Raw genomic sequence first — 25,844 nt, forward strand, 5'->3', positions numbered from 1 at the left:
GGACCGCGAAGCACGAGGCTCCGCTCCCTGCGCTCGGAGTTCAGGTATTGAACTGGAGGGGCCCGAAGTTCGCCGTCAGTGTTTGACCGTCCACCACGACGGAGTGGTCCACGTAGATGTACGAGGCACGGGTGCTGGTGGAACTGCTCTGGAACCCGTAGACCGGAAAGCAGGTGGTGCTCGTCCGCGCGGTGACGGCGGCCGTGTACCGGCTGGTGTAGGGGTAGTAGGTCACCCCGTTGTAGCTCTTGGTGCTCTTCGTGGTGTCACGAGTCATCAGGCTCCACCCGTTTGCGCCCGGCCCGCCCTCGGTGCTGAAGGTCAGGTTGCTCAGCGGGAAGTAGTACGTGACCGCGGCGTTGGAGATGCTCATGGAGGTGTTGGTGTTGAGAATGCAGAAGCCCGACGCCGGGGTAGTGCCTCCCGAGGCCGTGGAGAAGACCTTGTAGGCGGTGGAATTGTCCGTCTGCGTGGAACCCCACCCCTGGTTGTAGGAGAAACGACCGCTGGGCCGCAGCTCCGGAGCCGCGGACGCCGCCACGGCCGGAGCGGCACTGGCCATCGCCACCACCGGAACGCTCCACACAGCCCCCTTGGCCAGGGTCCGTCGATTGATCGGCGCGGGTTCCATGGGTCTCCTTCAGAGCAGGAAATCTCTGTGCGTCTGCGTGTAATTTATCAGGGCACGCCCGCGGCGACCGGGAAGCCACAGGTGACAGGCACCGGCCGAGTCGGCGGCGCTGTCCGCCCCCCCCTGCGCTCGAACCGCCATCTCCCCCCACCCTGCCCTCCGGCTAGACTTGAGCGGTACGTTCCCACGGTCCGCGCCAGCGGAGGAATGAGGCACACGTGCGCAAGGAGGCAGCCGGCTCCCACGCCGGCACCAGACAGCGCTGACCCGCGCGGCCGTCACGTCCCAAGTGACCGGGCCGCGCACTTCGTCACGCCCCAAACCCCTGCCCCGCGCCCGCCGCGATCCGCGCACCCGCCGGCCCGCCGTCGCCGCGCCCTCGTGCTCCTCCGACGACGCCGGTGCCGCACCTCCCGGCCGCGCGCCCAGGCATGTGCACGCCGCGCAGGCCGCGAGCGCCGTCGTGCGCGCAGGGGCTAACCACCACGAGAACGAAAGCACAGAACTATGCATTCGCATACAGAATCCGAGATCCGCAAGAGCTTCATCAACTGCTCCAAGGGCGCCGCGCAGCGCATCAACATTCCCCAGGACGTCCTCCACACCGACTGGGAGTCGCAGATCTTCCTGGGCTGGTACGACCCCAAGTCCCCGCGCGCCGGCTGCGTGGTGGTGGAGACCGAGGAGGGGCTGCGCGGCCTGGTCCTGGAGAAGAGCGCGCAGAAGGCCACCGGCGGCGCGCGGATGTGCCAGATCTGTCTGACACTGCATCCCGCCAGCGGGGTGTCACTGGTGTCGGTCCAGCGCTCGAAGTCCGCAAAGGACCGGTACAGCACAGTGGGGACCTACGTGTGCTCGGACCTTGCGTGCAGCGACTACACGCTGGGGCGCAAGAAGCCGAACGGCGTGCGGCAGATGGAGGAGACCATGAGCGCGGACGAGCGCGCGGAGCGGACCCTCGCCAACGTGCGGGGCCTCGTGGAACGCGTTGCGGAGGCCATGGGCAGGTAGGGCTCAGCTGGTGAAGGGCTTGGAGAAGATCGGCACCATGATGTCGCTGAAGTTCTCCTCGTCCGTCATCTCCCGGCGGAACTTCTGGCCCGGGTGCTTCAGGGCGAACTGCCTGCGGCGCCCGGCCCAGAGGATCTCCGAGGCCAGGTACTGGCCCAGCATGCCGCCCATGCAGAGGCAGAACGCCGTGATGGCCGCCTCGAGCAGGGAGTCCCCGGCCTCGGGCAGCCCGAAGAGCACACCCAGCACCCCCTGGTAGACCAGCATGCCCGGGAACAGGGGCAGCAGGACGATCATCAGGGTTGCATTGGACGCGAGGTCCAGGGTGCGCACCAGGGAGACGCTGAGGACACCGGCGACAACCGAGCAGAGCAGGATGGCCCCGAAGGAGCTGACCCCCACGGCGCCGAGACCCAGAACCCCCAGCTGGACCAGCCCACCGAAAAGCCCCAGGGACGCGAGCTTCCACCCTCGCCCACCCGAGGCGAGCGCGAAGCCCGCGGAGACGACGACCGCCCCCAGAACGGTGAGCGCCCAGCGGGAGTCGTCCATCGCCAGCGTCTCCACGTAGTCCATCGAATCCCCCACGAGCGGCCGCATCATGTGGATGCCGATGGTGACCCCGGCCACCAGACCGGCCGTGCTGGTGACGGCCTCAAGGATCCGGCCGGACGCGGAGACGTACCAGCCGGTGATGACGTCGTGCACCGCCCCGTACGCGGCGATGCCCGCGAGCCACGCGGCGAGCGCGGCCACGATGCACACCGCGGTCTGGGTGATGGAGAAGATCGCCCCGCACACGGTGGCGCCCAGCACCGCGGTGATGCCCCCGGCCGCCAGGCTGAAGATCTCCGGCGCCTTCACGCGCTGGACCAGGGCGTAGACACCGTAGACCACGGCGGACACCGCACCCGCGCTGACGGTCGTGCCCCAGCTGCCCCCGAGGATCAGCGCGAACCCCACGCCGAACATCGTGAAACCGGTCAGAACCAGCCCGTGCCCGATGTCCCGCGACTCGGACAGCACACGGTCCATCTGCTCGATGGCCTCGTCCGCGCTGAGCTCACCCATCACGAACGGCTCCAGCACCTCCCCCGCGGCCGTGCGCAGCTGGATGTCCAGGGTGCCGGGCTGGCTCTCGAACACCCGGGTGCTGGGAGCCTTGTCCGGCGCGTCCTGGTGGCTGATGGTCACCTGCCCCAGGGCGACGCTCACGGTCACGTCCCGCAGGTCGGTCTTGCGGAAGATGGACAGCAGGGACTTGGTGGTGTTCGCGGACCCCGCGCCGCTGCGGATCAGGGCATCCGCGATCTGGAAAGCGAGCTTGTAAGCAGCCTGTTCGGTGGTGAGCACTGGACGAGCGTAGTGGTGTGGACCCGTGACGGGCGAGGTGAGGCGGGAGCCCTGGGTGGGAGGTTGGCCACACCGGCCCGGGCCCTACGGCCGCAAAATCGCGCTGGCGTGTCGACGTGTACATGTAAATAAGGTTTATATATATAATCGCCGCATGAACGGCAAGAAAAAAACGTTTGACCTGCCCCCCGGATCAATAGTCACACGGCAACAGATTAATGATGATTACGGCGGGGGTATCCAGGGCGGTATCCTCACCCCTAGCGGGGGGCGGTTGATATTTCTGTTTTCAGATCCATCCGTCGTTAAAAACCACGGCTATAACTATGACGGGTGGGTCACCGAAGATCAACAAATATTTGACTATACGGGCCGTGGCGCCTCAGGGGACCAGAAGTTTTCAGCGGGAAACAAGGCTATTGCCAACTCTGAAACGACTGGCGCGGAGATCCATCTTTTCCTCACGGAAGGTACCGCCGGCAAGACACAACAGAAATTACACCGATATGTTGGGAGATTTCGTACCGACTCAACACGGGGGTGGCGGTTAGAGCGCTCAGTTGGTTCAGATGGAAAGATGCGCTCAGTCATAGTATTTACGCTTGAACGCTACGATACGTTGGTTATACCTGATCCTGACTTCGAAAACCATCGGGTTCCTCGACCTGCCGACGCTCCCGTTGCCCTCGAGGTACCCGCGGAGCAGACGAAGGCAGTTATTGTCCATCGCAATGAGACGTCCGCCATGTCCGTGGAACGTAAGGAACGGCAAATTGAGGACCGCCTCAGAGAGGCCCTCCAGGTCGAGTTTCGGTTGGCTATCCGGCCACCGGGGTCACGCAACACCCTCTACACCGACGTTTGGGACCCAGATGAACGAATACTTTTCGAGGTCAAAAGTTCCCCATCTCGTCAGAACATTCGCATGGCCGTGGGTCAACTTTTAGACTATCGACGCTTCATTGACGGCCCAGAGGTTCAATGCGCCGTCGTGGTTCCGCACATCCCGGAGCAAGATCTTGTAGATTTTGTATATTCTTTAGATATGGAATTGTGGACCTGGAATGAGACCGGCAAGGTTTATCGGGTCTGATCCGGGATTTCCGGTGGATGCCCTCCAGGCCTAAAAACCCTCGAGCGCCATGTTCGCGAACCGTGAGTAGTGCCCCTGGAACGCCACCACGATCGTCTTGGTGGGGCCATTGCGGTGCTTCGCCACAATCACGTCCGCCTCACCCGCGCGCGGGGACTCCTTGTCGTAGACGTCCTCACGGTGCAGGAGGATGACCATGTCCGCGTCCTGCTCGATCGAGCCCGATTCGCGGAGGTCGCTCACCTGCGGCTTCTTGTCCTGGCGCTGCTCGGAGCCACGGTTCAGCTGGGACAGGGCCACCACGGGCACGTCCAGCTCCTTGGCGAGCAGCTTGAGGGCACGGGAGAACTCGGAGACCTCCTGCTGGCGGGACTCCACCTTCTTGCCGGAGCTCATGAGCTGGAGGTAGTCCAGGATCACCAGTTTGAGGTCGTGCTTCTGCTTGAGCCGCCGGCACTTGGCGCGGATCTCCATGAGGGACATGTTGGGTGAGTCGTCGATGAACAGCGGCGCCTCGTTCATCTTGCCCATGATCTGCGCGATCTTGGCCCACTGGTCGTCCTGCAGGGTGCCGGCGCGCAGGTCCTGCATGTTCAGGGTGCCCTCCGCTGAGAGCAGGCGCATGGCGATCTCGTTGCGGCTCATCTCCAGGGAGAAGATCACGGAGGCCATGCCGTGCTTGATGGACGCCGAGCGCGCCACGTCCAGCGCGAGCGTGGACTTGCCCATGGCGGGTCGGGCCGCGATCACGATCATCTGCCCGCCCTGGAACCCGTGGGTGAGGTCGTCCAGCTCGTGGAACCCGGTGGGCACGCCCTGCATGCCGGAGCGGCTCCCCGCGGCCTCGATCTCGTCCACGGTGGCTTCCATGACGTCCTTCAGCGGGACGTAGTCCTCCGCCGTGCGCCGCTCGGCCACCTGGTAGATCTCGCCCTGGGCCTCGTTGACGATGTCGTCCACTTCGCCGTCGTGCGCGTAGCCCAGCTGCACGATCTTGGTGCCGGCCTCCACGAGCCGCCGCAGCACCGCGCGCTCCCGCACGATCTCCGCGTAGAAGCCCGCGTTCGCCGCGGTGGGCACCGATGCGATGAGCGAGTGCAGGTACGCCACTCCGCCGATCCGCTCGATCTCACCGTTCTTGGTGAGCTCGTCCCCCACGGTGATCGCGTCCGCCGGCTCGCCGCGCCCGTACAGGGAGACCACGGCGTCGTAGATGTTCTCGTGCGCCGGCTTGTAGAAGTCCACGCCCCGCAGCACTTCCACCACGTCCGCGATGGCGTCCTTGGAGAGCATCATCCCGCCCAGTACCGACTGCTCGGCCTGGTTGTCGTGCGGCATGGTGCGGCCGTAGTCCTCGCGCGGCCCGGACGTGTATTCGGACACCCTTACTCACTTTCGTCACGGTGGGAGCACCCGCCGTACCCGGCGGACCCGTTCATTCTCCCACCCCCCGCCGACCCGCATAACGGCACTGTTCCGCCCCTGCTCCCAGCCGCCGCACCGGACGACGACGGCGCCCCGCCTCCCCACCGCACCCCACCCCGCGGATCTTCCGCCACAGGGTCCGTGACCAGGGGCGACACGGAGGCCGCAGGAGAACCGGCCCGGGCGGCGTCGTCCCCGGCCGGACGGCTCACGGAAGCGGCTGTCCACTGCCTGTGGAGAACTTTGTGGAGAAGGTGTGGAACACGCCGCGCGACGGTGTGCACAGCATGTGGAGACGTCTGTGGAAAACGGCCCCGTCCGGTGGAGAACTCAGCTGAGGAGCACGAGGCACAGGAGCCACAGCAGGGGGGAGCACAGCAGTGCCAGCACGAGGAGCCCGATGAACCTCCCCCGCAGGAACGGGAAGGCCACGATGCCGGCCACCGCGATGACGGCCGAGGTCAGGGAGGCAATCACGCTGAGGATGAGCCCGGTCAGCAGCACCGTCATGGCGGCCTGCGCACCGAAGGAGTTGCCCAGGGCGAAGCCGCCCAGGAAGAACATCACAGTGAGCACCACACTCGCCGCGCCCACCCAGAACAGCACCCGGCCGGTGCCGGCCCGCTTCTCACTCGTGATCATGGCGTGCATCCTCCCACGGGGGCCTGTCGGCACGCTGAACGGAGCAGGACATGGAAGAACCCCGTGGAACGGATGTTCCACGGGGTTCTCGCGAATCGTCCCACGATCCGCGGTCCGTGCCTCCCCAGTCCGCGGTGAACGGGCCCGGGAGGCGTGCCACGACCCGGGGGTACGTGGCGGACGCGGGGATCAGGCGGGGACGACCTCGAACTCGACGTTCGCGTTCACGTCCTCGTGCAGGTGGACCACGGCCTGGTACAGGCCGGTGGTCTTGATGCGCTGGGTCAGGTCCACGCGACGCTTGTCGATGGAACCCAGACCGGCGTTCTCCACCGCGGAGGCGATGTCACCGGCGCGGACCGTGCCGAACAGCCGACCCTCGGCACCGGACTTGACCGGAACGGTCAGGGTGGTGGAGGTCAGCTTGGCGGCGAGCGCCTGGGCGTCCTCGAGGGAGGACAGCTCACGGGCGGCACGAGCCTGCTTGATGGATTCGATCTGGCGCTCGGCGCCGCGGCTCCACGGGGTGGCGAAACCGCGAGGGAACAGGAAGTTACGGGCGTAGCCGTTCTTCACGTCCACCACGTCGCCGGCGGAGCCGAGCCCGGAGACTTCCTGGGTCAAGATGATCTTTGCCATGGATTCTCAGTCCTCTCTGATCAGCGGCCGGCGCCGGAGTAGGGCAGCAGTGCCACTTCGCGAGCGTTCTTGATCGCCTGGGCGATCTTGCGCTGCTCCTGGACGGACACGCCGGTCACGCGGCGAGCGCGGATCTTGCCGCGATCGGAGATGAACTTGCGCAGAAGGGCGACATCCTTGTAGTCGATCTCGGTGATGTCGGCCGCCTTGAGCGGGTTCTGCTTTGGTTTCGGCTTGCGGAGTTCAGCCTTGGCCATCGTGGTGCTCCTTTTCTGGTGCGGAGCCCGCAGGCGTGCCTGCGGGATGGGGTGGATTGGTCGGGTCTAGAAGGGAGGCTCGTCCTCGGAGTCGGCGCCCCAGTCGTAGTTGCCACCGGAGGACTGGCCCCAGGGGTCGCCGCTCTGCTGACGCTGCTGGCCACCACGGCTGCTCTGGTTCCCGTTGAACCCGCCGCCCTGGTTGCCACCCTGGGAGAAACCGTTGCCGCCGCCCTGGGAGTCGTTGAAGCCTCCCTGGCCGCCGCCCTGGTTGTAGCCGCCGCCCTGACCGCCGCCGAAGCCCTGGTTCCCGCCGTAGGAGTTGCCCCCACCGCGCGAGTTCCGGTTGATCTTGGCGGTCGCGTACTTCATGGAGGGACCGATCTCGTCCACTTCCAGTTCGGTGCTGGTGCGGCGTTCGCCTTCCTTGGTCTCGTACGAGCGTGCCTTGAGGCGGCCCTGGACGATCACGCGGGTGCCCTTGGTGAGGGACTCGGCGACGTTCTCGGCGGCCTCGCGCCACACGGAGCAGCGCATGAAGAGGGTTTCCTGGTCCTTCCACTCGTTGCTCTGCCGGTCGAAAGCACGCGGCGTGGACGCAACGGTGAAGTTGGCCACTGCGGCCCCGGACGGCGTGAAGCGCAGTTCGGGGTCAGCGGTGAGATTTCCGATCACTGTGATGACGGTGTCGCCAGCCATGTGAACCTCCGGGTGTGTGGACGCTGGATACGAGACTCAGTGGGTGGGAAAGCATCTCACGGGGCCACCGCAGGGATGGCCGTGAGCGTGCCCTGTGCAGTCCGGGTGGACCGCACGCTCACCTCACTTGCCGTGGATCTTCTGCTCTTCCGGGCGGATGATCTTGGTGCGCATCACGGCCTCGTTCAGGCTCAGGACACGGTCCAGTTCCTTGGCGGTCTGCGGCTCCGCGGTGAAGTTCACCACGGCGTAGATCCCCTCGGACTTCTTCTGGATCTCGTAGGCGAGACGACGGCGGCCCCAGATGTCGAGCTTGTCGACGGTGCCGTTGTCCTTGGTGACGACCTCGAGGAACTTCTTGAGGGTCGGCTCAACGGCGCGCTCCTCCACCTCGGGGTTGAGGATGACCATCAGTTCGTATTCACGCATGTAAAGAACCCACCTCCTTCGGGCTAAGCGGCTGCGGTCCCTCCGCAGCAGGAGGTTCTGTGCGTATGTCGGTGCCGGCACAGTACGACGCACGGCACACAGACTTTCCCACATTACTACAGCGGGGACTCAGTAGCCACCCGTGCGGTACGCCAGGCGGGCGTTGAGAACGGCCACGCGCAGGGGGATCACGAACAGATCCACCACCAGCAGCAGCCACAGCGGGATGAGGAAGAACCACCCGATGAAGATCCCCACCGTGGCCCAGCCCAGACCGCCCAGAATCAGGTAGAGCAGACCCTGGAACGGCTGCGCCAGGTAGAACTTGTGCACGCCCAGCTGCCCCAGGAAGAACCACAGCACGTAGGCGAGCAGCGCGGACCTCCCGCCCACCACGTTCACCATCATGGGTGCCTCCGGGCGACGGGGCCGATCCCACTGGGCACCACTGCCAGCGGCACCGAACGGCGCCCTCTGCTGGTAGCTCTGGTGCTGGTACCCCTGGGACGCGCCGTCGCGGGGCGGCAGCGGCTGGGCGCGGTAGTACTCCGGTTCCTCGGCCATCTCGGACCCTCTTCCCTCCCCGGCTGCCGTAGCGCAGCCTGCTGCCCCCGATTCTACGAGCGGCGGGGGGCGTCCTCCCGCTGGCTCTGCGCTGAGCGCAACTGCACCTGGGTGTCCATCGTCTCCCCGGTGGTCGTGGCGTTCACCTGGATCTCGAACCTCACGGTGGCCTCCACCTGCCGCCCGTCCCTCGGCCAGGTCACGGTCGCGGTGGCGGGGCGCCACTGCGCGGCGTGGAACGTGAGCGGGTCCCGCGCGTCCGGCTCCAGCAGCAGGGCCGGGCGGGAGTCCAGCTTCCACCGCACTCCCGAGAACCCCTGGGCCACCGCAGCCGAGGCGACGGACGACTGCGCTCCCCCACCCCCCGCCGACGACGCCGCCCGCTCCAGCTCCGGGGGCAGCGGGCACTGGGACGCGTCGAAGCGCACCACGCTGGCGCACCGGCCCACGGCCTGCTGCACCATCCGCTCGACCTCCTCCCACATCCGCGGGGAGGCCTCGTAGCTCACCTCCGTCTTGGCCGGCCGGGGGTCCGCCATGTCTATCACCGCAGGGGCATGTTTTTCGGCCAGGAGGTAGGAGTCCCGCGGCAGGGCGACGTCGTAGTCCCCTGGCAGCGCCTCCAGACGCCACGTGCGGGCCGGGGAGGCGGGGTCGGAGGTGTCGGCGGGCACCAGGTCGGCGGCCGCCGGGTGCACCGTGGCGCCGTTGACGGACAGGGCGTCCACCGTGGCGGGGAGGTGGACGGACAGGCTCCGGTTGTCGCGCTCCCGCAGCTGCCACGAGTCGTTGAACGGACCCCACGCCGCGACCCGGTGGACCGTGTACTCGCGCCGCACGGTGGCGCCGTCGTTCATGCGGACGTCCGCGGCCACCCGGGCGACATCCCCCGTGACGTGTGTGCCCACGATCTCGTGGTGGCTCGGTCGGCCGGCCGCGGCCCGGTACATCGCGTTGCCGGGCAGCTGGGCGAGGCCGGCGCCGCCCGCCACGAGCAGAGGGGCGACGACCTGCCGGGCGCTGCCGCGCTCCAGCTGGCTCAGGTAGGTGTCCACGGGGTGCTCGGGGTCCCGGGAGACGAGGACGTAGTTCGCGGCTGAGGACCACGCGGTGACCCCGAGGACCATGAGCACCACCACGAGCACCATGGGCCGGCGCAGGCTCCGCCACGAGGGCGGCTCCACGTTCCGCGGCGCCTCGAAACGGGGTGACGTCATTCAGCGCACCACCGTCACTGCACCGCGGAGGCGCCCAGGGCGGCGGCCTTGCGCCCCCGGAAGACGTCCACCACCACCGCCACCACCAGGTAGACCAGGAAGAGGTAGCGAACCACAGCGAGCAGGTCCTGGGCGCTCCACCCGAACTCCTGCACCCACGGCAGGGTGGGCCACGCGGAGGCGGGGAGCACCACGGTGGCCCAGTAGAACATCTCCACCACCTGCCACAGCGCGAACTCCACCCAGTTGCGGCGGCACAGGATGACCAGGGGCACGAGCCACACCACGTAGGTCAGCGAGTACTCCTTGGCCAGCAGGATGTAGAGGGCGAGCAGCAGGAAGGTCACCTGCACCGCGGAGGGCTCCCGCTTGCTGAGCAGCGCCACCAGCAGGACGAACACCAGGGCCAGGACCATGCTCAGCAGCACGAACTGCGCGCCACCCCCGGTGTCCAGCGAGATCCCCGTCCGGGGCTCCACGGTGGCGGACCACACGTTCCACAGGGAGGGCTGGTCGGTGTCGGAGTGCACTACGTCCTGGAACTGGGCCGTCCAGCGGTCCCACGCGGTGACCATGTAGGTGCCGTTGATCACCGCCCAGGAGACCACCGCCCAGAGCAGCGCGGAGCCGATGTCCTTCATGAACCGGTGCCGCGCGGCCATGATCAGCACGGCCAGCAGGACCACCACCGGGAAGAAGGCCACGGAGGCGCCGAAGCCCACCATGATCCCGGCCACCGCCGGGTTGCCGCGGACGTAGCCGAGCAGGGCCAGCATCATGAACAGCACGGCCCACAGGTCCCAGGACTGGAACCCCACGAGCACGATCACGGGGGACAGCGCCATCACCAGGGCGTCCGTGCGGCGGTTGCCGCTGAGGGAGGAGACCACGGCCACGACCGCCAGCCACACGAGGGCCAGCAGGACCAGGGAGAGGTCCAGGTAGAAGCCCCTGTCCACGTCCAGTCCCACGAGCGCGGAGAGGTTGGAGGCGAACCACCCGATGATGGTGGTGATCATGCCCACGAGCACGGGCTGGTCCCCGGTTGGCCCACCCGTGAAGAATCCGCCCGCCACGTCCGAGGAGCGCACCGCGAGGTCCCCCGCGCCGATCACGGTGGAGCACAGCTGCGGGACCTGGTCCGCCACGTGCCAGTCCGGCACCCGGCACGGGATGCGGATCAGGTAGGCCATCATGACCGTGTAGAGGCCGAGGCCCAGCAGGACCAGTCCGGCGCTGCCTCCGGACCTGTTGCGCGCACCTTCAAGGCTCATGCGGGGACTCCTGGGATGCGGTGACGGGTGGGCACCAGTGTTCCACGGGTCTGCCCGAACGCCGCGTCACACCGCAACGCACGGGCCGCGCCCTGCCCCGTGAAGCAGATGCTCACGCGTTCATATGTGTGCGGGGGTGACGGTGCGGGTCCTCAGGAGTCCACGATCCCCTTCTCCCGGGCCCAGCGCAGGAGCCGCTCGCGCGCCACGTCCTCCCCCACCGCGCCCTCGTCCAGGCGCATCTCGAGCAGGAACTTGTAGGCGCGCCCCACGCTCGGTCCGGGACCGATGCCCAGGATCGCCATGATCTGCTGGCCGTCCAGCTCCGGGCGCACCGCCTCCAGCTGCTCCTGTTCCGCCAGCTGGGTGATGCGCCGCTCGAGCTCGTCGTAGTGGCCGGCCAGGCGGGACGCCTTGCGCCTGTTGCGCGTGGTCACGTCCGAGCGGGTGAGCCGGTGCAGCCGCTCGAGCTCCTCCCCCGCGTCCCGCACGTACCGGCGCACCGCTGAGTCGGTCCAGTCCGCGTCCCCGTATCCGTAGAAGCGCATGTGCAGCTCCACGAGACGGGTGACGCGCTTGGTGGTGTCGTTGTCGAAGCGCAGCGCCTTCATCCGCTTGCGGGTGAGCTTGGCGCCCACCACCTCGTGGTGCCGGAAGCTCACAGCGCCGGAGGGTTCGAAGCGCCGGGTGGCGGGCTTGCCCACGTCGTGCATCAGGGCCGCGAACCGCAGGGCGAAGTCCGGGGCCGGCACGGGACCGTCCGGGCCGGTCTCCTTCTCGGCCGCCTGCTCCATGACCGTGAGGGAGTGCTGGTAGACGTCCTTGTGGTGGTGCGCCTCGTCCGTCTCCAGCTGCAGGGCCGGCACCTCCGGCAGCACGATCTGCGCGAGCCCGGTGTCCACCATGAGCTCGATGCCGCGCCGGGGATGTGCCCCGCAGACGAGCTTGACCAGTTCCTCCCGCACCCGCTCGGCGGAGACGATCTCGATCCGCGGTGCCATCTCGGACATCGCGGCCCGCACGGGATCTGCCACGGTCAGCCCCAGCTGGGACGTGAACCGGGCGGCGCGCATCATGCGCAGGGGGTCGTCCGTGAAGGAGTCCTCCGGTGTTCCGGGGGTCCGCAGAACTCCCGCGTGCAGGTCTCTGATGCCTCCGAAGGGATCCACGAGCTCCATGTCCGGCAGCCGCAGGGCCATGGCGTTGACCGTGAAGTCGCGGCGGCGAAGATCCTCCACGAGGTCCTCGCCGAACGCCACCGAGGGCTTGCGGGACCCGGGGTCGTACGCCTCGGCGCGGTAGGTGGTGACCTCCAGCTGCATCCCCGCCTTGCGCATCCCGATGGTCCCGAAGTCCCGGCCGATCTCCCAGTGGGCGTCCGCCCAGTCCCGGACGAGCGCCAGCGTCTGGTCGGGGCTCGCGTCCGTGGTGAAGTCCAGGTCCAGGGCGTCCCTGCCCAGCACGAGGTCCCGGACGGGTCCCCCCACCAGGGAGAGCTCGTGCCCGGCGCGCGCGAAGAGCCGCCCCAGTTCGAGGGAGACGGGGTGGAGGGAGGAGGTGTCCAGCAGCTGCGTCATGATGGCAACCATTGTCGCACCACCGGCGCGACCCGCCCGGGGCGCTCGGCGCGGTGGCGGGGCGGCGGCGTCGCCCTCCGCAGAGGGACGGCCCGGTCGACCGGGAGGGCCCGCGGGGCGAGCCCCGGCGTGCGGGTGCGGCGGCACCACGAACGGTACGGGGAGGGGACGCCCCGGGCCCGCCACCCGCTTCGGGGTGAGGCGGGGGAATGTGGCTAAGGTAGGTGCCATGGCTTTCCCCGTACCCAGCGCGCCCAAGAGGCGACCGAACCAACCGGTCTCCGCGCTGCCCACGGTGGAAGAGGTCTCGGCCGGGGGGATCGTGGTGAACCTCTCCGATCCCACGCACCCGGTGGCGATCATCGCGCGCATCAACCGCGGAGGGCGGCTCGAGTGGTGCCTGCCCAAGGGCCACCCCGAGGGGGACGAGACCAACCAGCAGGCCGCCGTGCGGGAGATCGAGGAGGAGACCGGGATCATGGGTCGCGTGCTCTCCCCGCTGGGCAGCATCGACTACTGGTTCACCGTCTCCGGGCACCGCGTGCACAAGACCGTCCACCACTTCCTGCTCGAGGCCACCGGGGGTCACCTGACCACCGAGAACGACCCTGACCACGAGGCCGTGGACGTGGCCTGGTCCGGCATCCACGACCTGGGCCGGAAGCTCTCCTTCCCGAACGAGCGGCGCATCGCCGACATCGCCCGGGAGTACATCATCCACCAGTTGTAAGGTGTCCCGACCGCCGTTCTGCGCCGCAGGCGGTTCCCCCCTTCGTGCAGGAGGCACTGTCCCATGGCAAGTTCCGGGGCGCGTTCGAGCGCCATCATGGCCTCGGGAACCCTGGTGTCCCGGATCCTGGGGTTCGTCAAGACCTTCCTCATCACCGTGGCCATCGGCTCGGCCGCGACCATGGCGGACGTCTTCCAGCTGGCCAACACGCTGCCGAACCTGATCTACGTGCTGATCGCCGGCGGTGTGTTCAACGCCGTGCTGGTCCCCCAGATCATCAAGGCCTCCAAGGCGGAGGACGAGGGCGCGGACTACATCTCCCGGCTGCTCACGCTCGCGGTCATCGCGCTGCTCGTGATCACCGGCGCGGTGCTGCTGTGCGTGGGCCCCATCATGCGTCTCATGGGTCCCGGCTGGTCCGAGGCCCAGCTGGCCATGGGCACCACGTTCGCGCTGATCACCTTCCCCCAGATCTTCTTCTACGGCCTGTACACGGTGGTGGGCCAGGTGCTCAACGCCAAGGGGGCGTTCGGTGCCTACATGTGGGCACCCGTGCTGAACAACGTGATCGCGATCGCCTCCCTGCTGGTGTTCGTCCAGCAGTTCGGCCCGTTCCGCACCCACCCCCACTCCCTGGAGAACTGGAGCACCGCCCAGACCTTCTGGCTCGTGGGGATGGCCACCGCTGGTGTGGCTGCGCAGGCCTTCGTCCTCTTCTGGCCGCTGGCCCGGCTGGGTCTGCACATCCGTCCCCGCTTCGGCTGGCGCGGCATCGGGCTCTCCACGGCGGGGCGCCTGGGTGGGTGGACGCTGGCCACCGGGGTGATCGCCAACCTGGCGTTCATGGCCCTGTACCGCACCGCGGCCATCCCCACGGGCGCCCGGCCCGAACTCGCCCCCGGCCCCGGCGGTCCGCCCCCCATGGCCGGCACCGCGGTGCTGGACCAGGCCACCATGCTCTACGCCCTCCCCCACGGAGTGATCGGGCTGTCCATTGCCACGGTGCTGTTCAACCGGATGGCCGCGGCCGCCACCGAGGGTGACAAAGAGTCCCTGGTGTCCTCCCTGTCCTCCAGCCTGCGGGTCACGGGAGTGGCCACGGTCTTCTGCATGGTCGCGCTGATCGTGTACGCCGGTCCGCTGGGCATGCTGTTCTCGGGTGGCGTGCCCGCCGCCGGCGCGGTAATCGGGCAGGTCATCACGGTCATCGCCATCGGGGCGCCGTTCATGTCCACCGCGTTCATGCTGGGCCGTGCGTTCTACGCCCGCGAGGACGCGCGGACACCGTTCTTCGTGCAGCTCGCGGTGTCCGCGTTCACGGTGGTGGGTGCCGTGGTGATCGCCCGGGTCTTCCCTCCGGAGCACATGGTCTTCGCCATCGCCGCGTGCTACGCGGTGCAGAACATCCTGGCCACCGTGGTCTACCACTACGCGCTGAAGCGGCGGATCGGCGACTACGGCCTGTCCCGCATCGTGGCCTCCCACGCCCGCATCCTGGCGGCCTCCCTGGTCTCCGCGGCGGCGGGGGCGGTCGTGCTCTGGCTGCTGGGCGGGTACAACACGGACGGGTTCCCGTGGCACGGGCAGCTCTCCGCCCTGCTGAGCACCGCCGTGGGTGGGATCGCCATGGCGCTCGTCTACGCGGTGGCGCTGAAGCTGTTCCGGGTCCAGGAGTTCACCGGGCTGCTGGCCCCGCTTCGCGCGAGGATCCGTCGGTAGACTGCCCGAAAGTCCGTTCTCGCGCCCGTGCGACCGTCGCGGCGCCCGAAGCAGAGGGAGCCACCGTGTCCCAGCCCATCGCGCTCGGAACCATCCTGGGGGGCCGCTACAAGGTCAGCGCGTCGCTGCGCAGCACCGCCGAGGGTGACCACGTGCTGCAGGGCGAGGACCAGATCCTGCGCCGCCGCGTCTCGATCCTCGTGCCCGCCGTGGCCCACGAGTCCACGGTGGTGGACAACGCACGCTCGCTGGCCGGGGGCGCGGGGCACAGCGGCTTCCAGGTCCTGGACATGGGTCAGACCGAGGACACCACCTACCTGGTCACCTCCTACGCCCCGGCCACGGATCTCCTGGACACCCTGCTGCGCCCCGACGAGGACTCGGACGACTACTCCCTCTCGGACGACATCTTCGGCGACTCCCGCCCCACGTCCTCCTCCTCGTACATCTACCAGGAGCCGGACCCCACGCAGCCGCAGCAGCGCGTGTCCCACGAGGACCCCGCCCGCGACGTCCCGGCCGTCACCCGGTGGGACGACTCCGACGAGGACTACGACGACGCCCCCGCCGCCCCGTCCGTGCGCAACCGGCTCGGGATGGCCCGCAGGATCGCCCCCGGGTCCGTGCGCTCCACCCTCTTCGACCGCGCCGCCTCGCGCAACGGCTCCGCCGGGGCCACGGTGGCCGCAGGGGCCATCGACCCCACCTACGACGGCGACAACCGCTACGAGAGCTACGAGCGCACCGAGGGCAAGCCGGGCCACCTGGACGACCCGCGGTCCGCGGGCTCCACCGGTGCGGACCCCTCCTCCCCGCACGACCGCCGCCCTGGCGACCAGCTCGACGACGACGCCGCGTCACCGCGCCCTGGAACCGGCACCCCCGCGCGGGGAAACACCGCCGCTGCCGCGGACTCGCCCGCCCGGAAGAGCACCCCCGTGCCCGCGGACCCCAGCCCCGCGGGTGCCACCGCCGTGGGTGCCACCCGGGACGAGCACCGGTCTCCCGTGCGGTGGCTGCTCCTGGCACTGCTCACCCTGCTGCTCGTGGCGGCCATCGTGCTGGGGTTCCGCGGTCTGGGATCGCTCTCCTCCCAGTTCTCCCGGCAGGCACCGCCGCAGCAGAACGCCGCACCGGCCGCGCCGGAAGGTTCCGCGGCGACGTCGTCGCGGCCGACCCCCAGTGCCTCGCCCGAGGTCGCGGCGGTGAGCCGGGTCACTCCCAACCCCGCATTCATGGCGGACACGGACGCCACGCTGAACCAGGCCACGGACGGCAACCCCGCCACGTACTGGCTCAGCTACGGCTTCTCGAACGCCACGTTCGGCAACCTCACCGACTCGGTGGGCCTGGCCGTGCAGCTGAAGGAACCCGCCGCCGCGCAGGAGCTCACCGTGCAGCAGGCGGACGGCAGCGGCGGGCAGTTCACCGTGTACGTCGCGGACCAGCCCTCCCTGGACGGCGCGGAGCAGGTGGGCTCGGGATCCTTCACCGGCCCGGAGGTCACCGTCCCGCTCTCCGACGCCGCCCGCACCACCCCGCACGGCTACGTCCTGGTGGTGTGGACCGAGCTGCCGCGGCTCACCAACCCCATCGGCGGCTACCCGTACGGGCTGCGGATCAGCGAGATCTCGGTGCGCTGAGAGGCCCCCGGGGCGCTTTCTCCGCGCCGCGGGACCTGCCCCACGGCCTCCGCCCGGCGCCGCACGCACCACCCCACCCCGCGCGGCGGTACTGCCCCGGGCGGCCGGAATATCTCCGGGCACTCCCCACGTTCTGGGGTGTAGTCGACCTCCGCACACGCGGTGAACCGTGGAAAGGCTTCCTACCCGTGACCACTCAGCCCGGCATCTTCTCGAGCGCCGTCAACCTCAACGTCACCCCGCAGTCCGCCCCCGCGGACGCGGCCCCCGCGGGCGACGACGCCGTCCACGACGTCGTCATCGTGGGTTCCGGTCCCGCGGGATACACCGCGGCCATCTACACCGCCCGCGCGAACCTCAAGCCCGTGGTCCTGGCGGGCTCCGTGACCGCCGGCGGCGAGCTGATGAACACCACCGAGGTGGAGAACTACCCCGGGTTCATCGACGGCATCATGGGCCCCGAGCTCATGGCGAACATGCAGCAGCAGGCCGAGCGCTTCGGAGCGGACATCCGGTACGAGGACGTGGTGTCGGTGGAGCTGGACGGGGAGGTCAAGACCGTGACCGTGGAGGACGGCACCGTGCTCCGCGCCCGTGCCGTGGTCATCTCCACGGGCTCCGCGTACCGCAAGCTCGGGCTTCCGGACGAGGAGCGGCTGTCCGGCCACGGCGTCTCGTGGTGCGCCACGTGCGACGGGTTCTTCTTCAAGGGCCGCGAGGTGGCCGTGGTGGGCGGTGGAGACTCCGCGATCGAGGAGGCCACCTTCCTCACCAAGTTCGCCGACAAGGTCACCCTCATCCACCGGCGCGACCAGTTCCGGGCCTCGGACATCATGAAGCAGCGTGCGTTCGACGACCCCAAGATCGAGATCCTCTGGAACACCCGGGTGACCGGGATCCGCGGCGAGGACAAGGTGGAGGCGCTCGACCTCCAGGACACCGTCACCGGCGAGACCGCGCAGCTGCCCGTGGCCGGTGTGTTCGTGGCCATCGGCTCCGACCCGCGTGTGGACCTGGTCCGGGACCAGCTGGAGCTCACCGTGGACAGCACGATCTCCGTGGACGGCCGCTCCTCCACCACGTCCCTGCCCGGGGTGTTCGCCGCGGGTGACGTGGTGGACCCCACCTACCGCCAGGCCATCACCGCCGCCGCATCCGGCTGCGTCGCCGCGGTGGACGTGGAGCACTACCTCGCGGCCCTGGACAGCTGATTCCAGAACCAATCGCACCACCCACCCCGTGCCGCTCCGGAGCCCTCCGGGTGGCAGCCATCGAAAGGAACTGACCATGAGCTCAGCCAAGGACGTCACCGACGCCACCTTCCGCACCGAGGTCCTCGAGAACTCCAAGCCCACCATCGTGGACTTCTGGGCCGAGTGGTGCGGTCCCTGCCGCCAGCTCGGACCCGTTCTCGACGCCCTCGCGGCCGAGTACGCCGACCAGGTGGACGTGGTGAAGGTGAACGTGGACGACAACCCCGCCATCGCCTCGCAGTACGGGATCACCTCCATCCCGGCCGTGTACCTCTTCGCCAACGGGGACGTGGCCAAGACCTCCATCGGCGCGAAGCCCAAGTCCGCGCTCGAGAAGGAGTTCGGGGAGTACCTCACCCCCTCCGCGTGACACCCACGACCCGGGCCCGTCGCACCTCCGGTGACACGGGCCCGGGTTTTCTCTGAGACGATGCATGTCAGACCGCCGTCCGCCGGGACGGGAACACTACCCAGAGGAGAACCACGTGCCGCACCCCCCTCACGGAGCTGCTCTCCGCCACGGCATGACCGACCGGCGGGTGGTGGGCCTCAGAGAGCGCCTGCTGCGCGCTGGCGCCACGGACACCGCTATCGCAGTGGATGCGGTGTCCGACCCCTCCGTCTTCGACGGGCCCGTGGACCGCGCGGTGCGGGGTTTCCAGCAGCACAAGGGCCTCATCGTGGACGGCGTGGTGGGCCCCGAGACGGAGTCGGCGCTCAACGACGCCCAGTACAGTCTGGGTGACCGGCCCCTCTCCTTCCGGGAGGAGCATCCCCTGCACGGCGAGGACGTGGCGGAGCTGCAGACCAACCTGTCCCTGTTGGGTTTCTACTACGGCCACCTGGACGGCACGTTCACCCGTCAGACGGAGTACGCCGTGCGGGAGCTGCAGAGCAGTCTGGGGCTTCCCGCGGACGGTGTGGTGGCACTGGACACCCTCACCGGCCTGGCCCGGGTGAGCAAGAAGATCACCTCGTCCAAGGCCTTTTCGCTGCGCGACCACCGTCGCCTCGAGAGCCTCAGCGAGGCCCTGCGTGACCGCGAGGTGATCCTGGTTCCTTCGGGGGCGATCACGCAGGAGGACCCAGAGGGCGCTCCTGAGTTCTTCAACCGTGACCAGGACGAGATCACGCGGGACGTTGCACTGCGCACCTGTGACCTGCTGCGGACCGTGGGCGCTGCCCCCCTGCTCGTGGACCCCGTCACGACATCCGCAGAGACCCCCTCGGCCTCGGTGACCGTGGCGGGCAGCACCGGGGAGGCTCTGGCCGAGCATCCGGCGGCCCTCGTGCTGTACCTCCAGTGCGACTGGAACCGCTCCCCCCAGGCCCAGGGAGTTGCCACGTTCTTCTGGGGAGACCCCGCCTCCGGGCAGCCCCACGCCCCCATCGGCGAACTGGCCTCCACCATGATTCTCCGAGAGCTGGTGGCCCGGACGGGGGCCCAGGACCTGGGAGCGCACGGCCGCCAGTGGCACGCTCTGCGCTCCGGGGGAACGGCTGCCGCGTGGGTGGCACTCGGCTACCTCTCCCACCAGGACGAGGCCGCGAACCTCCGCGACGACACCTACCGGGCCCGACTGGCGGAATCCCTTCTGTGCGGTCTGCAGCGTGTCCTGACGCGATCCCCGGAGTCCACGGCCACGGGCACCATGAGTCTCAAGGACATCCAGAGCTACTACCGCCGGAACCCATGAGCACTGGGAGCCCTCCTCGCTACTCATGGGATCAGGAGTGGCGGGGCCTCCTCCCCGAAAGACGAAGGGCCGCGATGTTTCACGTGAAACATCGCGGCCCTTGGCGCTTACCCGGCCCGACTAGGCACGTTCACCGACGCACTGGTCAGCCGGTGCGTTGCCTCAGGACTCCGGCTCGAGTTTCGGGTCCAGGACGTCGATGATGCGGTTCAGGTCCTCCACCGAGGCGAACTCGATGGTCATCTTTCCCTTCCGCGCTCCCAGCTGAATCTTCACGCTGGTGTCGAGCTTGTCCGAGAAGGCGTCGGCGATGTACCCCAGCCGGTCGTCGTGCCGCGTGGCAGGAGCCTTCCGCCTGCTGGGAGTTTTGGCGGATCCGCCAGACAGAGCGACCGCTTCCTCCGTGGCCCGCACCGAGAGACCCTCAGCAACGATCCTCTGAGCCAGCCGCTCCATCTCCACCGGGTCGCTCAGACCGAGCAGGGCCCGCGCGTGGCCGGAGCTGAGGACGCCCGCCGCCACCCGGCGCTGCACCAGGGCGGGCAGACGCAGCAGGCGCAAGGTGTTGGAGATCTGCGGCCTGGACCGGCCGATGCGCTCCGAGAGCTGCTCCTGCGTGGCGCCGAACTCCTCCATCAGCTGCTGGTAGGCGGCCGCCTCCTCGAGAGGGTTCAGCTGGGCGCGGTGCAGGTTCTCAAGCAGGGCATCCCGGAGGAGGTCGTTGTCCGCGGTGTCTCTGATGATGGCAGGGATGGTGCTCATTCCTGCCTCCTGAACGGCACGCCAGCGACGCTCCCCCATCACCAGCTCGTACGACTGCTCGCCGCCGTCATGGCTCGGCCGCACCACGATGGGCTGCAGGACCCCGAGCTCACGCACGGAAAACGCCAGCTCGGCCAGTTCGTCCTCGTCGAAGACCTGGCGTGGCTGCTTCCGGTTCGGGTGGATGTCGGAGACCGGGAGCTCCGCAAAGACCGCTCCAGGGACTGCTTGCAGAGCGGCATTTCCCTCGGGGGTGTTCTCGCGAGCCGCTGGCTCCCCCGCGTCTCGCCCTCCAGGCTGCCCCGACGCCGCGCTGGAAAGGGCGCCGGAACCATCTTCCGAGCTGGTGGGGGACGCTTTCGTGGCTGCCCCCGTTGTGGACTTCACGGGCTCATGCGCCTGCTCCGCTTTCGCGTTCTGCGATTCCTGCGCGCTGTCGCGCTGAACAGGCGAACTCCTTGTCGCAGCCCCGGATGATACTGCTCCCCCGGCCCCAGCCGTCGTGGCGGGTGCGGGGGCCGATGTTTCACGTGAAACATCGGGGCCATCAGCTGACTCGCGCTTCGGTGTGGCCCGTCCTGTCTTGATGGGAAGGGTCTCCTGCGCTTCGCTTGCGGTGCCCGGTGAGTCACTCTCTGACTCCTCAATCTCCGGTTCGGCCTCCGACGGAAGAAAGAACATGTCCACAGGCCGGCTCACTGAGGTGGTGCTGCGAAGTGCCTGCCCCATGTCCCGGCGCCGCCGCGTCCCTTGACCCGAGCGGGCGGAAGAACTCCGGCCAGCGGGCGATGTTTCACGTGAAACATCGCCGCTCTGGCGATCCGACCCTCCATCACTCCCGCTTTCGGCGCCAGCCGCCGACACTGGCTCGATCGAACCTGTTGCTCCCGCCCCGGTGGAGGATGCAGACGGCGCGGGGGGCGTCTCGGCTTCCGCGCTCTGACGCCGGGTACCCCGCCCTCGACTGGACGTGGAAGCCGCGCCAGTGCGGTCACCCGAGTTTTTAGCGCTTCCGCGCTCTGGACGGGTGCGACGCTCCGCGGTCGAATCTTCTTCCGCAGTCCTGTTCGCCTTGGCACCCGCCTCTTCTTCCACGGGTGTTCCACTGGGGATGAGGGCCCCGAGACCCCGTCCCAGACCGCGACGTCGTTCCACCACAGGAGAGTCCTTTCACGCGCTGATGTTCGTCACCATCGTAGCCGGGGCGGTGGCTCCGCATGGGGCTGTGCATCTCGTGGCTCGCAGCGGCGACACCTGTGATTACTCGGAGTGGTGCGAAAGAAGCCCCCCATGAAGAAGCCCCGATGTTTCACGTGAAACATCGGGGCCAAATCCGCAAGGGACTGACTCTGCCGAGTCAGGCTCGCGGATCCCGACTCGCCAGCTCGGCGGCCGCCTCCAGATAGGAGAGCGCTCCGGTGGAGCTGGGGTCGTACGTGATGACGCTCTGCTGGTAGCTCGGGGCCTCCGAGATGCGGACGGAGCGCGGGATCATGGTCTCCATGACTTCCTCGGGGAAGTGCTGCCGCACCTCGTCCGCCACCTGGGAGGCCAGGTTCGTTCGCCCGTCGTACATGGTGAGCAGGATGGAGGAGACCTTGAGGTCCGGGTTCAGGTGCTTTTGGATCATCTTGATGTTGTTCAGGAGCTGGCTGAGGCCCTCCAGTGCGTAGTACTCGCACTGGATGGGGATCAGCACCTCGGTGGCGGCCACAAAAGCGTTGATGGTCAGCAGCCCCAGACTCGGCGGGCAGTCGATGAACACGTAGTCCAGCCGCGGGAGCCCCTGTTCTTCCCGGGCCTTGGCGTACTCGGCCAGCGCACGCTGCAGCCGCTGCTCGCGGGCGACCACCGAGACCAGTTCGATCTCAGCCCCCGCCAGGTCGATGGTGGCCGGAAGCACCCAGAGGTTCTCCATCTCGGGAGACTTGGTGACCACGTCGGCCACGGGCACCTCGTCGATGAGAATGTCGTAGACGGAGTCGGCGTCCGCCCCGTGCGGGATTCCCAGAGCGGTCGAGGCATTGCCCTGCGGGTCGTTGTCCACGACCAGCACGTGCTGGCCCTGCTGGGCGAGGGCCACGGCCAGATTGACCGACGTGCTGGTCTTGCCCACGCCACCCTTCTGGTTGCTGATGGTGATGTACCGCGTGGCAGCAGGGTGCTCGAGATGCACGTTTTTCAGCTTCGCGCGGCGTGTGTTCTCTTCCACGAGTTTCCTCCCCAGGGCGGTATCCGCCACCGCGTCTTGTGCTGCAAGGCCAACATGGCCTTCTGTTTCACGTGAAACATGCTTGCCACGGTCAGGAACAACTTTTTCCGACTGTGAGGCGGGATCAGGCGGCAACCCGAAGTCATGTCCGCGGGTGACTGCTCTCTCAGAGTGCTCCGGGGTGCTCATCGACGTCCCTTCCGTGGCCGGTGCGTTCCACCGCACAGCTTATCGACACCCCGGGTGGGCCCGCCGGGCAACGGCCCAGGTCACAGGGACAGGCGGACCACGGTGGTGGGCTCATCCAGCAGATCCCCGCCCACGGTCAGGACCTCGGAGGACCTCACACCGAAGCGGGAGAACTTCTTGGACGCCTTCTGCAGCTCTGTCTCTGCGCTGCGGCCCTTGAGCGCCAGGAGCTCACCGGTGCCCCTGAGCAGGGGAAGCGTGATGTCCACGAGACCCACCAGGGCGGCGACTGCGCGGGCGGTCACCACGTCCACGGGCCCCACGTCCTTCCGGGCCTGCTCGGCACGGGCGCGAAGCACACGAACGTTCTCCAGTCCGAGATCCGCAATGACCTCCTCCAACCACACCACGCGGCGTTCGAGCGGTTCCACCAGGGTGATTGTCAGGTCCGGCCGGGCGATGGCCAGGCACAGCCCGGGCAGTCCAGCCCCGGATCCCACGTCCACCACGCGAGCGTCGGGTGCGATCAGCTCCTGGACCACCGCGCAGTTGAGCACGTGGCGCTCCCACAGCCGCGGTGCCTCACGCGGGCCGATAAGACCCCGGACAATCCCGGAAGACGCCAGGTGCTCCGTGTAGCGCTGCGCCAGGGGCAGCCGGTCACCAAAGATCTGCTCGGCTGACGCCTCCAGGTCCCCGAGTTCCGGGGCCGGCTGAGGACCCGGGGCAGAACGCGCGGCCGTCCCGTCCGACACACCGACACCGGGACGGCCCTCGTCCCGAGGGTCCGGCATGCGAGTGTTCCCGGTCATTCGCCGACCGAGACCACGATGTGGCGGGCCGCGCCCTCACCCTCGGACACCGAGAGCAGCCCGGCCTCGGCGACGGCGTCGTGGACGATCTTGCGTTCATAGGGGGAAAGGGGCGGCAGGTGGACCCGCCCACCCTCCTCCGTGGCCCTGGAGACGGCCTCGTCCGCCATGGTGCGAAGCTCACCAGCACGCACGTCACGGTGGCCGGCAACGTCCAGGATGAGGCGGCTGCGGCGGTCGGTGGCGCTGAGCACGGCCAGGCGCACGAGCTCCTGCAGGGCCTCGAGGGTCTCCCCGTGCTCGCCCACGAGGGTGCGCAGATCGGCGTCGTCCCCGTCCTCGGCGAGGACCGAGACGTAGGTGCGCCCGTCACGTACCTCGATCTCGATGTCGCCGTCGATGTCAGCGGTGTCGAGCAGCTCCTCGATGTAGTCGGCCGCGACCTCCCCCTCCTCCTCGAGCTGCGAGAGTTCGGAGTCCTCGGTGGCTGCCGGGGTGTCCTGTGCGGCGGGGTCCTGCGGGGTGTCCGTGTCCTTCATGGGGTGTGCCCTCTCAGCCGTTGTTCTTCTTGGACTGCTGCCTCTGCCGCTTCTTGGACACCGGCTGGGTGCGCTGGCCGGCGGCGGCACGCTCCCGCTGCTCCTCGAGCTTCTCCTCGTGCTCCTTCTTGGACATGCCCACCGGGGGCAGGCCCTTGGCCGCACGGCGCTCGTTGAGCTCACGCTCCGCCTGGGAGCCCTTGGTGGGGTTGTTGCGGATGACCCACCACTGCTGGCCCATGGACCACAGGTTGGAGATGGTCCAGTAGACGAGGACGCCCAGGGGGAAGTTGATGCCGCCGATCGCGAAGATGAGGGGGAACAGGTACAGCATCATCTGCTGCTGGCGGTACATGGGGGACTCTTTCGCGGAGTCGCTCATGTTGCGCGCCGTCAGCTGCCGCTGGGTGATGAACTGCGTGGCGCTCATGGCCACGATCATCACGACCGCCAGGATGATGGTGGCCGCGTGGTTGCCGTTGCCCGGCTGCATCAGGGTGGAGAACAGGGGGGCGCCGAAGATCGTGGACCGGTCGAACTGCTGCACCATCTCGGGCGTCAGCAGGTGGATCGCCTCGTTGTTCTGGGCCGCCTGCGGCACCGAGCGCAGCACCTGGAACAGGGCGAAGAAGATGGGCATCTGCACGATGATGGGCAGGCACGCCGCGAACGGGTTGGAGCCGTGCTCCTTGTAGAGGGCCATCTGCTCCTCCGCCATGGCCTGGCGGGAGAGCTGGTCCTTCTTGCCCTTGTACTTGGCCTGCAGCTTGGCCATCTCCGGCTGCAGCTCCTGCATGCCGCGCATGGACTTGATCTGCTTCAGGAACAGGGGAATGGTCAGCGTGCGCATCACCAGGGTCAGACCCACGATGCACAGCACCCAGGTGAAGCCCGAGGCCGGATCCAGACCCACCAGTGTGAACAGCGCGTGGAAGGCCCACAGGACCGCGGACACGATCCATTTGAAAGGCAAGAGGATGATGTCGAAGAAGTTCATCGAGCGTTGGCTCCTTGAGACGCGCGGTGGCGGTCCGGGCAGTCGCGCATGTGCTCACGCGCGAGATTCGGGTGGTTGAGCAGAACGATCTTGGGGGTCGCGGCCAGCGAGGGGAACTGCCGCCCTCCCCCTGGGACCCTGTCGATCCCGCCCGCGGCCCACGGGTGGCACCGCAGCAGCCGACTCACGGTCAGGCCCAGCCCTCGCACCGCACCGTGCACTGTGACGGCCTCCAGCGCATACGCGGAGCACGAGGGGAAGTAGCGGCACACGTCCCCGTAGAGAGGGGAGACGATCGCGCGGTAGAGCTTGAGCACGGCAATGCACAGGTTCTGCGGCGCATGCAGGACGGCCCGCCAGAAGCCGCCGGCCACGTGGTACTCGTGGGGCGCACGGGCCAGGAGCTGCTCGGGGGACACTGCCGGTGTCACGTCCGCGTCTCCTTCCCGGGTTCCTGCGAAGAACGTTACGGCATGGGGG

At 68.3% G+C, this 25,844-nt stretch carries 26 protein-coding genes; 8 read left to right on the top strand and 18 right to left on the bottom strand.

Annotation, left to right across the window (positions count from 1 at the left end; all coding sequences use genetic code 11):
* Positions 1–40 precede the first annotated feature (40 nt).
* Positions 41–631: a hypothetical protein gene (locus Q4A22_RS06090; protein ID WP_303177842.1), complete on the bottom strand. Its 591-nt coding sequence runs from the start codon at positions 629–631 to the stop codon at positions 41–43.
* A 507-nt stretch (positions 632–1,138) separates the two neighbouring features.
* Between Q4A22_RS06090 and Q4A22_RS06095 the strand changes: the two genes are divergently transcribed.
* Entirely contained in the window at positions 1,139–1,642 is a 504-nt protein-coding gene (locus Q4A22_RS06095; protein WP_303177843.1) for an FBP domain-containing protein, read from the top strand.
* 3 nt (positions 1,643–1,645) lie between these two features.
* On the opposite strand, the gene Q4A22_RS06100 is transcribed toward Q4A22_RS06095, so the two are convergent.
* Complete coding sequence (locus Q4A22_RS06100; RefSeq protein ID WP_303177844.1) at positions 1,646–2,995, bottom strand: threonine/serine exporter ThrE family protein; 1,350 nt, start codon at positions 2,993–2,995, stop codon at positions 1,646–1,648.
* A gap of 154 nt (positions 2,996–3,149) precedes the next feature.
* Between Q4A22_RS06100 and Q4A22_RS06105 the strand changes: the two genes are divergently transcribed.
* Positions 3,150–4,088 carry a hypothetical protein gene (locus Q4A22_RS06105; protein ID WP_303177845.1) on the top strand — a complete coding sequence of 313 codons (939 nt, stop codon included), beginning with the start codon at positions 3,150–3,152 and terminating at the stop codon, positions 4,086–4,088.
* Between the two features lie 30 nt (positions 4,089–4,118).
* On the opposite strand, the gene dnaB is transcribed toward Q4A22_RS06105, so the two are convergent.
* The 10 genes from dnaB to Q4A22_RS06155 all read right to left on the bottom strand — a co-directional run bounded on the left by dnaB (position 4,119) and on the right by Q4A22_RS06155 (position 12,811).
* On the bottom strand, positions 4,119–5,426 hold the full coding sequence (gene dnaB / locus Q4A22_RS06110) for a replicative DNA helicase (RefSeq protein ID WP_303177895.1): 1,308 nt from the start codon (positions 5,424–5,426) through the stop codon (positions 4,119–4,121).
* Positions 5,427–5,843: 417 nt separating this feature from the next.
* Positions 5,844–6,155 carry a hypothetical protein gene (locus Q4A22_RS06115; RefSeq protein ID WP_303177846.1) on the bottom strand — a complete coding sequence of 104 codons (312 nt, stop codon included), beginning with the start codon at positions 6,153–6,155 and terminating at the stop codon, positions 5,844–5,846.
* 189 nt (positions 6,156–6,344) lie between these two features.
* Positions 6,345–6,794, bottom strand: a complete 450-nt coding sequence (gene rplI, locus Q4A22_RS06120; RefSeq protein WP_303177847.1) for a 50S ribosomal protein L9 — start codon at positions 6,792–6,794, stop codon at positions 6,345–6,347.
* Between the two features lie 20 nt (positions 6,795–6,814).
* Positions 6,815–7,051, bottom strand: a complete 237-nt coding sequence (gene rpsR / locus Q4A22_RS06125) for a 30S ribosomal protein S18 (protein ID WP_303177848.1) — start codon at positions 7,049–7,051, stop codon at positions 6,815–6,817.
* A 66-nt stretch (positions 7,052–7,117) separates the two neighbouring features.
* Complete coding sequence (locus Q4A22_RS06130) at positions 7,118–7,750, bottom strand: single-stranded DNA-binding protein (protein ID WP_303177849.1); 633 nt, start codon at positions 7,748–7,750, stop codon at positions 7,118–7,120.
* 123 nt (positions 7,751–7,873) lie between these two features.
* Positions 7,874–8,179, bottom strand: coding sequence for a 30S ribosomal protein S6 (rpsF, locus tag Q4A22_RS06135; protein ID WP_303177850.1), 306 nt, complete (start codon positions 8,177–8,179; stop codon positions 7,874–7,876).
* Between the two features lie 129 nt (positions 8,180–8,308).
* The gene (locus Q4A22_RS06140) at positions 8,309–8,743 is read right to left on the bottom strand and encodes a TM2 domain-containing protein (RefSeq protein ID WP_303177851.1); all 435 of its coding nucleotides are present in this window, start codon (positions 8,741–8,743) and stop codon (positions 8,309–8,311) included.
* A gap of 53 nt (positions 8,744–8,796) precedes the next feature.
* The gene (locus Q4A22_RS06145) at positions 8,797–9,960 is read right to left on the bottom strand and encodes a hypothetical protein (RefSeq protein ID WP_303177852.1); all 1,164 of its coding nucleotides are present in this window, start codon (positions 9,958–9,960) and stop codon (positions 8,797–8,799) included.
* A 14-nt stretch (positions 9,961–9,974) separates the two neighbouring features.
* Positions 9,975–11,234 (bottom strand): glycosyltransferase 87 family protein, encoded by a 1,260-nt coding sequence (locus Q4A22_RS06150; protein WP_303177853.1) that lies wholly within the window; start codon positions 11,232–11,234, stop codon positions 9,975–9,977.
* A gap of 152 nt (positions 11,235–11,386) precedes the next feature.
* Positions 11,387–12,811: a CCA tRNA nucleotidyltransferase gene (locus tag Q4A22_RS06155; protein WP_303177854.1), complete on the bottom strand. Its 1,425-nt coding sequence runs from the start codon at positions 12,809–12,811 to the stop codon at positions 11,387–11,389.
* A 229-nt stretch (positions 12,812–13,040) separates the two neighbouring features.
* Here Q4A22_RS06155 and Q4A22_RS06160 point away from each other — a divergent pair, with 229 nt between their 5' ends.
* The 6 genes from Q4A22_RS06160 to Q4A22_RS06185 all read left to right on the top strand — a co-directional run bounded on the left by Q4A22_RS06160 (position 13,041) and on the right by Q4A22_RS06185 (position 19,853).
* On the top strand, positions 13,041–13,541 hold the full coding sequence (locus tag Q4A22_RS06160) for an NUDIX hydrolase (RefSeq protein WP_303177855.1): 501 nt from the start codon (positions 13,041–13,043) through the stop codon (positions 13,539–13,541).
* 63 nt (positions 13,542–13,604) lie between these two features.
* Positions 13,605–15,260, top strand: coding sequence for a murein biosynthesis integral membrane protein MurJ (gene murJ / locus Q4A22_RS06165; protein ID WP_303177856.1), 1,656 nt, complete (start codon positions 13,605–13,607; stop codon positions 15,258–15,260).
* 65 nt (positions 15,261–15,325) lie between these two features.
* Positions 15,326–16,903 carry a hypothetical protein gene (locus Q4A22_RS06170; protein ID WP_303177857.1) on the top strand — a complete coding sequence of 526 codons (1,578 nt, stop codon included), beginning with the start codon at positions 15,326–15,328 and terminating at the stop codon, positions 16,901–16,903.
* 188 nt (positions 16,904–17,091) lie between these two features.
* Positions 17,092–18,114 (top strand): thioredoxin-disulfide reductase, encoded by a 1,023-nt coding sequence (trxB, locus tag Q4A22_RS06175; RefSeq protein ID WP_303177858.1) that lies wholly within the window; start codon positions 17,092–17,094, stop codon positions 18,112–18,114.
* A 76-nt stretch (positions 18,115–18,190) separates the two neighbouring features.
* Entirely contained in the window at positions 18,191–18,526 is a 336-nt protein-coding gene (gene trxA / locus Q4A22_RS06180) for a thioredoxin (protein ID WP_303177859.1), read from the top strand.
* A gap of 154 nt (positions 18,527–18,680) precedes the next feature.
* Entirely contained in the window at positions 18,681–19,853 is a 1,173-nt protein-coding gene (locus Q4A22_RS06185; protein ID WP_303177860.1) for an N-acetylmuramoyl-L-alanine amidase, read from the top strand.
* A gap of 162 nt (positions 19,854–20,015) precedes the next feature.
* Here the strand turns inward: Q4A22_RS06185 and Q4A22_RS06190 are convergent, their stop codons facing one another.
* The 6 genes from Q4A22_RS06190 to yidD all read right to left on the bottom strand — a co-directional run bounded on the left by Q4A22_RS06190 (position 20,016) and on the right by yidD (position 25,795).
* The gene (locus Q4A22_RS06190) at positions 20,016–21,344 is read right to left on the bottom strand and encodes a ParB/RepB/Spo0J family partition protein (protein ID WP_303177861.1); all 1,329 of its coding nucleotides are present in this window, start codon (positions 21,342–21,344) and stop codon (positions 20,016–20,018) included.
* Between the two features lie 628 nt (positions 21,345–21,972).
* Entirely contained in the window at positions 21,973–22,827 is an 855-nt protein-coding gene (locus Q4A22_RS06195) for a ParA family protein (RefSeq protein WP_368410601.1), read from the bottom strand.
* A 269-nt stretch (positions 22,828–23,096) separates the two neighbouring features.
* On the bottom strand, positions 23,097–23,828 hold the full coding sequence (gene rsmG / locus Q4A22_RS06200; protein ID WP_303177863.1) for a 16S rRNA (guanine(527)-N(7))-methyltransferase RsmG: 732 nt from the start codon (positions 23,826–23,828) through the stop codon (positions 23,097–23,099).
* Positions 23,825–24,367, bottom strand: coding sequence for a R3H domain-containing nucleic acid-binding protein (locus Q4A22_RS06205; RefSeq protein ID WP_303177864.1), 543 nt, complete (start codon positions 24,365–24,367; stop codon positions 23,825–23,827). The genes rsmG and Q4A22_RS06205 overlap by 4 nt, the downstream gene beginning before the upstream one ends.
* A gap of 13 nt (positions 24,368–24,380) precedes the next feature.
* Positions 24,381–25,364, bottom strand: a complete 984-nt coding sequence (gene yidC / locus Q4A22_RS06210) for a membrane protein insertase YidC (RefSeq protein WP_303177865.1) — start codon at positions 25,362–25,364, stop codon at positions 24,381–24,383.
* Positions 25,361–25,795 carry a membrane protein insertion efficiency factor YidD gene (yidD, locus tag Q4A22_RS06215; RefSeq protein WP_303177866.1) on the bottom strand — a complete coding sequence of 145 codons (435 nt, stop codon included), beginning with the start codon at positions 25,793–25,795 and terminating at the stop codon, positions 25,361–25,363. Before yidD ends, yidC begins: the two co-directional genes overlap by 4 nt.
* Between the last annotated feature and the right edge of the window lie 49 nt (positions 25,796–25,844).

Origin of the sequence: Kocuria sp. (genome assembly GCF_030530945.1) — a bacterium.
GTDB lineage: Bacteria > Actinomycetota > Actinomycetes > Actinomycetales > Micrococcaceae > Kocuria.

What these genes read in the sequence shown, in the direction of transcription:
- Q4A22_RS06090 (WP_303177842.1), bottom strand. Translation starts at nt 631, where the DNA reads ATGGAACCCGCGCCGATCAATCGACGGACCCTGGCCAAGGGGGCTGTG.
- Q4A22_RS06095 (WP_303177843.1), top strand. Translation starts at nt 1,139, where the DNA reads ATGCATTCGCATACAGAATCCGAGATCCGCAAGAGCTTCATCAACTGC.
- Q4A22_RS06105 (WP_303177845.1), top strand. Translation starts at nt 3,150, where the DNA reads ATGAACGGCAAGAAAAAAACGTTTGACCTGCCCCCCGGATCAATAGTC.
- dnaB (WP_303177895.1), bottom strand. Translation starts at nt 5,426, where the DNA reads ATGCCGCACGACAACCAGGCCGAGCAGTCGGTACTGGGCGGGATGATG.
- Q4A22_RS06115 (WP_303177846.1), bottom strand. Translation starts at nt 6,155, where the DNA reads ATGATCACGAGTGAGAAGCGGGCCGGCACCGGCCGGGTGCTGTTCTGG.
- rplI (WP_303177847.1), bottom strand. Translation starts at nt 6,794, where the DNA reads ATGGCAAAGATCATCTTGACCCAGGAAGTCTCCGGGCTCGGCTCCGCC.
- rpsR (WP_303177848.1), bottom strand. Translation starts at nt 7,051, where the DNA reads ATGGCCAAGGCTGAACTCCGCAAGCCGAAACCAAAGCAGAACCCGCTC.
- Q4A22_RS06130 (WP_303177849.1), bottom strand. Translation starts at nt 7,750, where the DNA reads ATGGCTGGCGACACCGTCATCACAGTGATCGGAAATCTCACCGCTGAC.
- rpsF (WP_303177850.1), bottom strand. Translation starts at nt 8,179, where the DNA reads ATGCGTGAATACGAACTGATGGTCATCCTCAACCCCGAGGTGGAGGAG.
- Q4A22_RS06140 (WP_303177851.1), bottom strand. Translation starts at nt 8,743, where the DNA reads ATGGCCGAGGAACCGGAGTACTACCGCGCCCAGCCGCTGCCGCCCCGC.
- Q4A22_RS06145 (WP_303177852.1), bottom strand. Translation starts at nt 9,960, where the DNA reads ATGACGTCACCCCGTTTCGAGGCGCCGCGGAACGTGGAGCCGCCCTCG.
- Q4A22_RS06150 (WP_303177853.1), bottom strand. Translation starts at nt 11,234, where the DNA reads ATGAGCCTTGAAGGTGCGCGCAACAGGTCCGGAGGCAGCGCCGGACTG.
- Q4A22_RS06155 (WP_303177854.1), bottom strand. Translation starts at nt 12,811, where the DNA reads ATGACGCAGCTGCTGGACACCTCCTCCCTCCACCCCGTCTCCCTCGAA.
- Q4A22_RS06160 (WP_303177855.1), top strand. Translation starts at nt 13,041, where the DNA reads ATGGCTTTCCCCGTACCCAGCGCGCCCAAGAGGCGACCGAACCAACCG.
- murJ (WP_303177856.1), top strand. Translation starts at nt 13,605, where the DNA reads ATGGCAAGTTCCGGGGCGCGTTCGAGCGCCATCATGGCCTCGGGAACC.
- trxA (WP_303177859.1), top strand. Translation starts at nt 18,191, where the DNA reads ATGAGCTCAGCCAAGGACGTCACCGACGCCACCTTCCGCACCGAGGTC.
- Q4A22_RS06185 (WP_303177860.1), top strand. Translation starts at nt 18,681, where the DNA reads ATGACCGACCGGCGGGTGGTGGGCCTCAGAGAGCGCCTGCTGCGCGCT.
- Q4A22_RS06190 (WP_303177861.1), bottom strand. Translation starts at nt 21,344, where the DNA reads ATGGGGCAGGCACTTCGCAGCACCACCTCAGTGAGCCGGCCTGTGGAC.
- rsmG (WP_303177863.1), bottom strand. Translation starts at nt 23,828, where the DNA reads ATGACCGGGAACACTCGCATGCCGGACCCTCGGGACGAGGGCCGTCCC.
- Q4A22_RS06205 (WP_303177864.1), bottom strand. Translation starts at nt 24,367, where the DNA reads ATGAAGGACACGGACACCCCGCAGGACCCCGCCGCACAGGACACCCCG.
- yidC (WP_303177865.1), bottom strand. Translation starts at nt 25,364, where the DNA reads ATGAACTTCTTCGACATCATCCTCTTGCCTTTCAAATGGATCGTGTCC.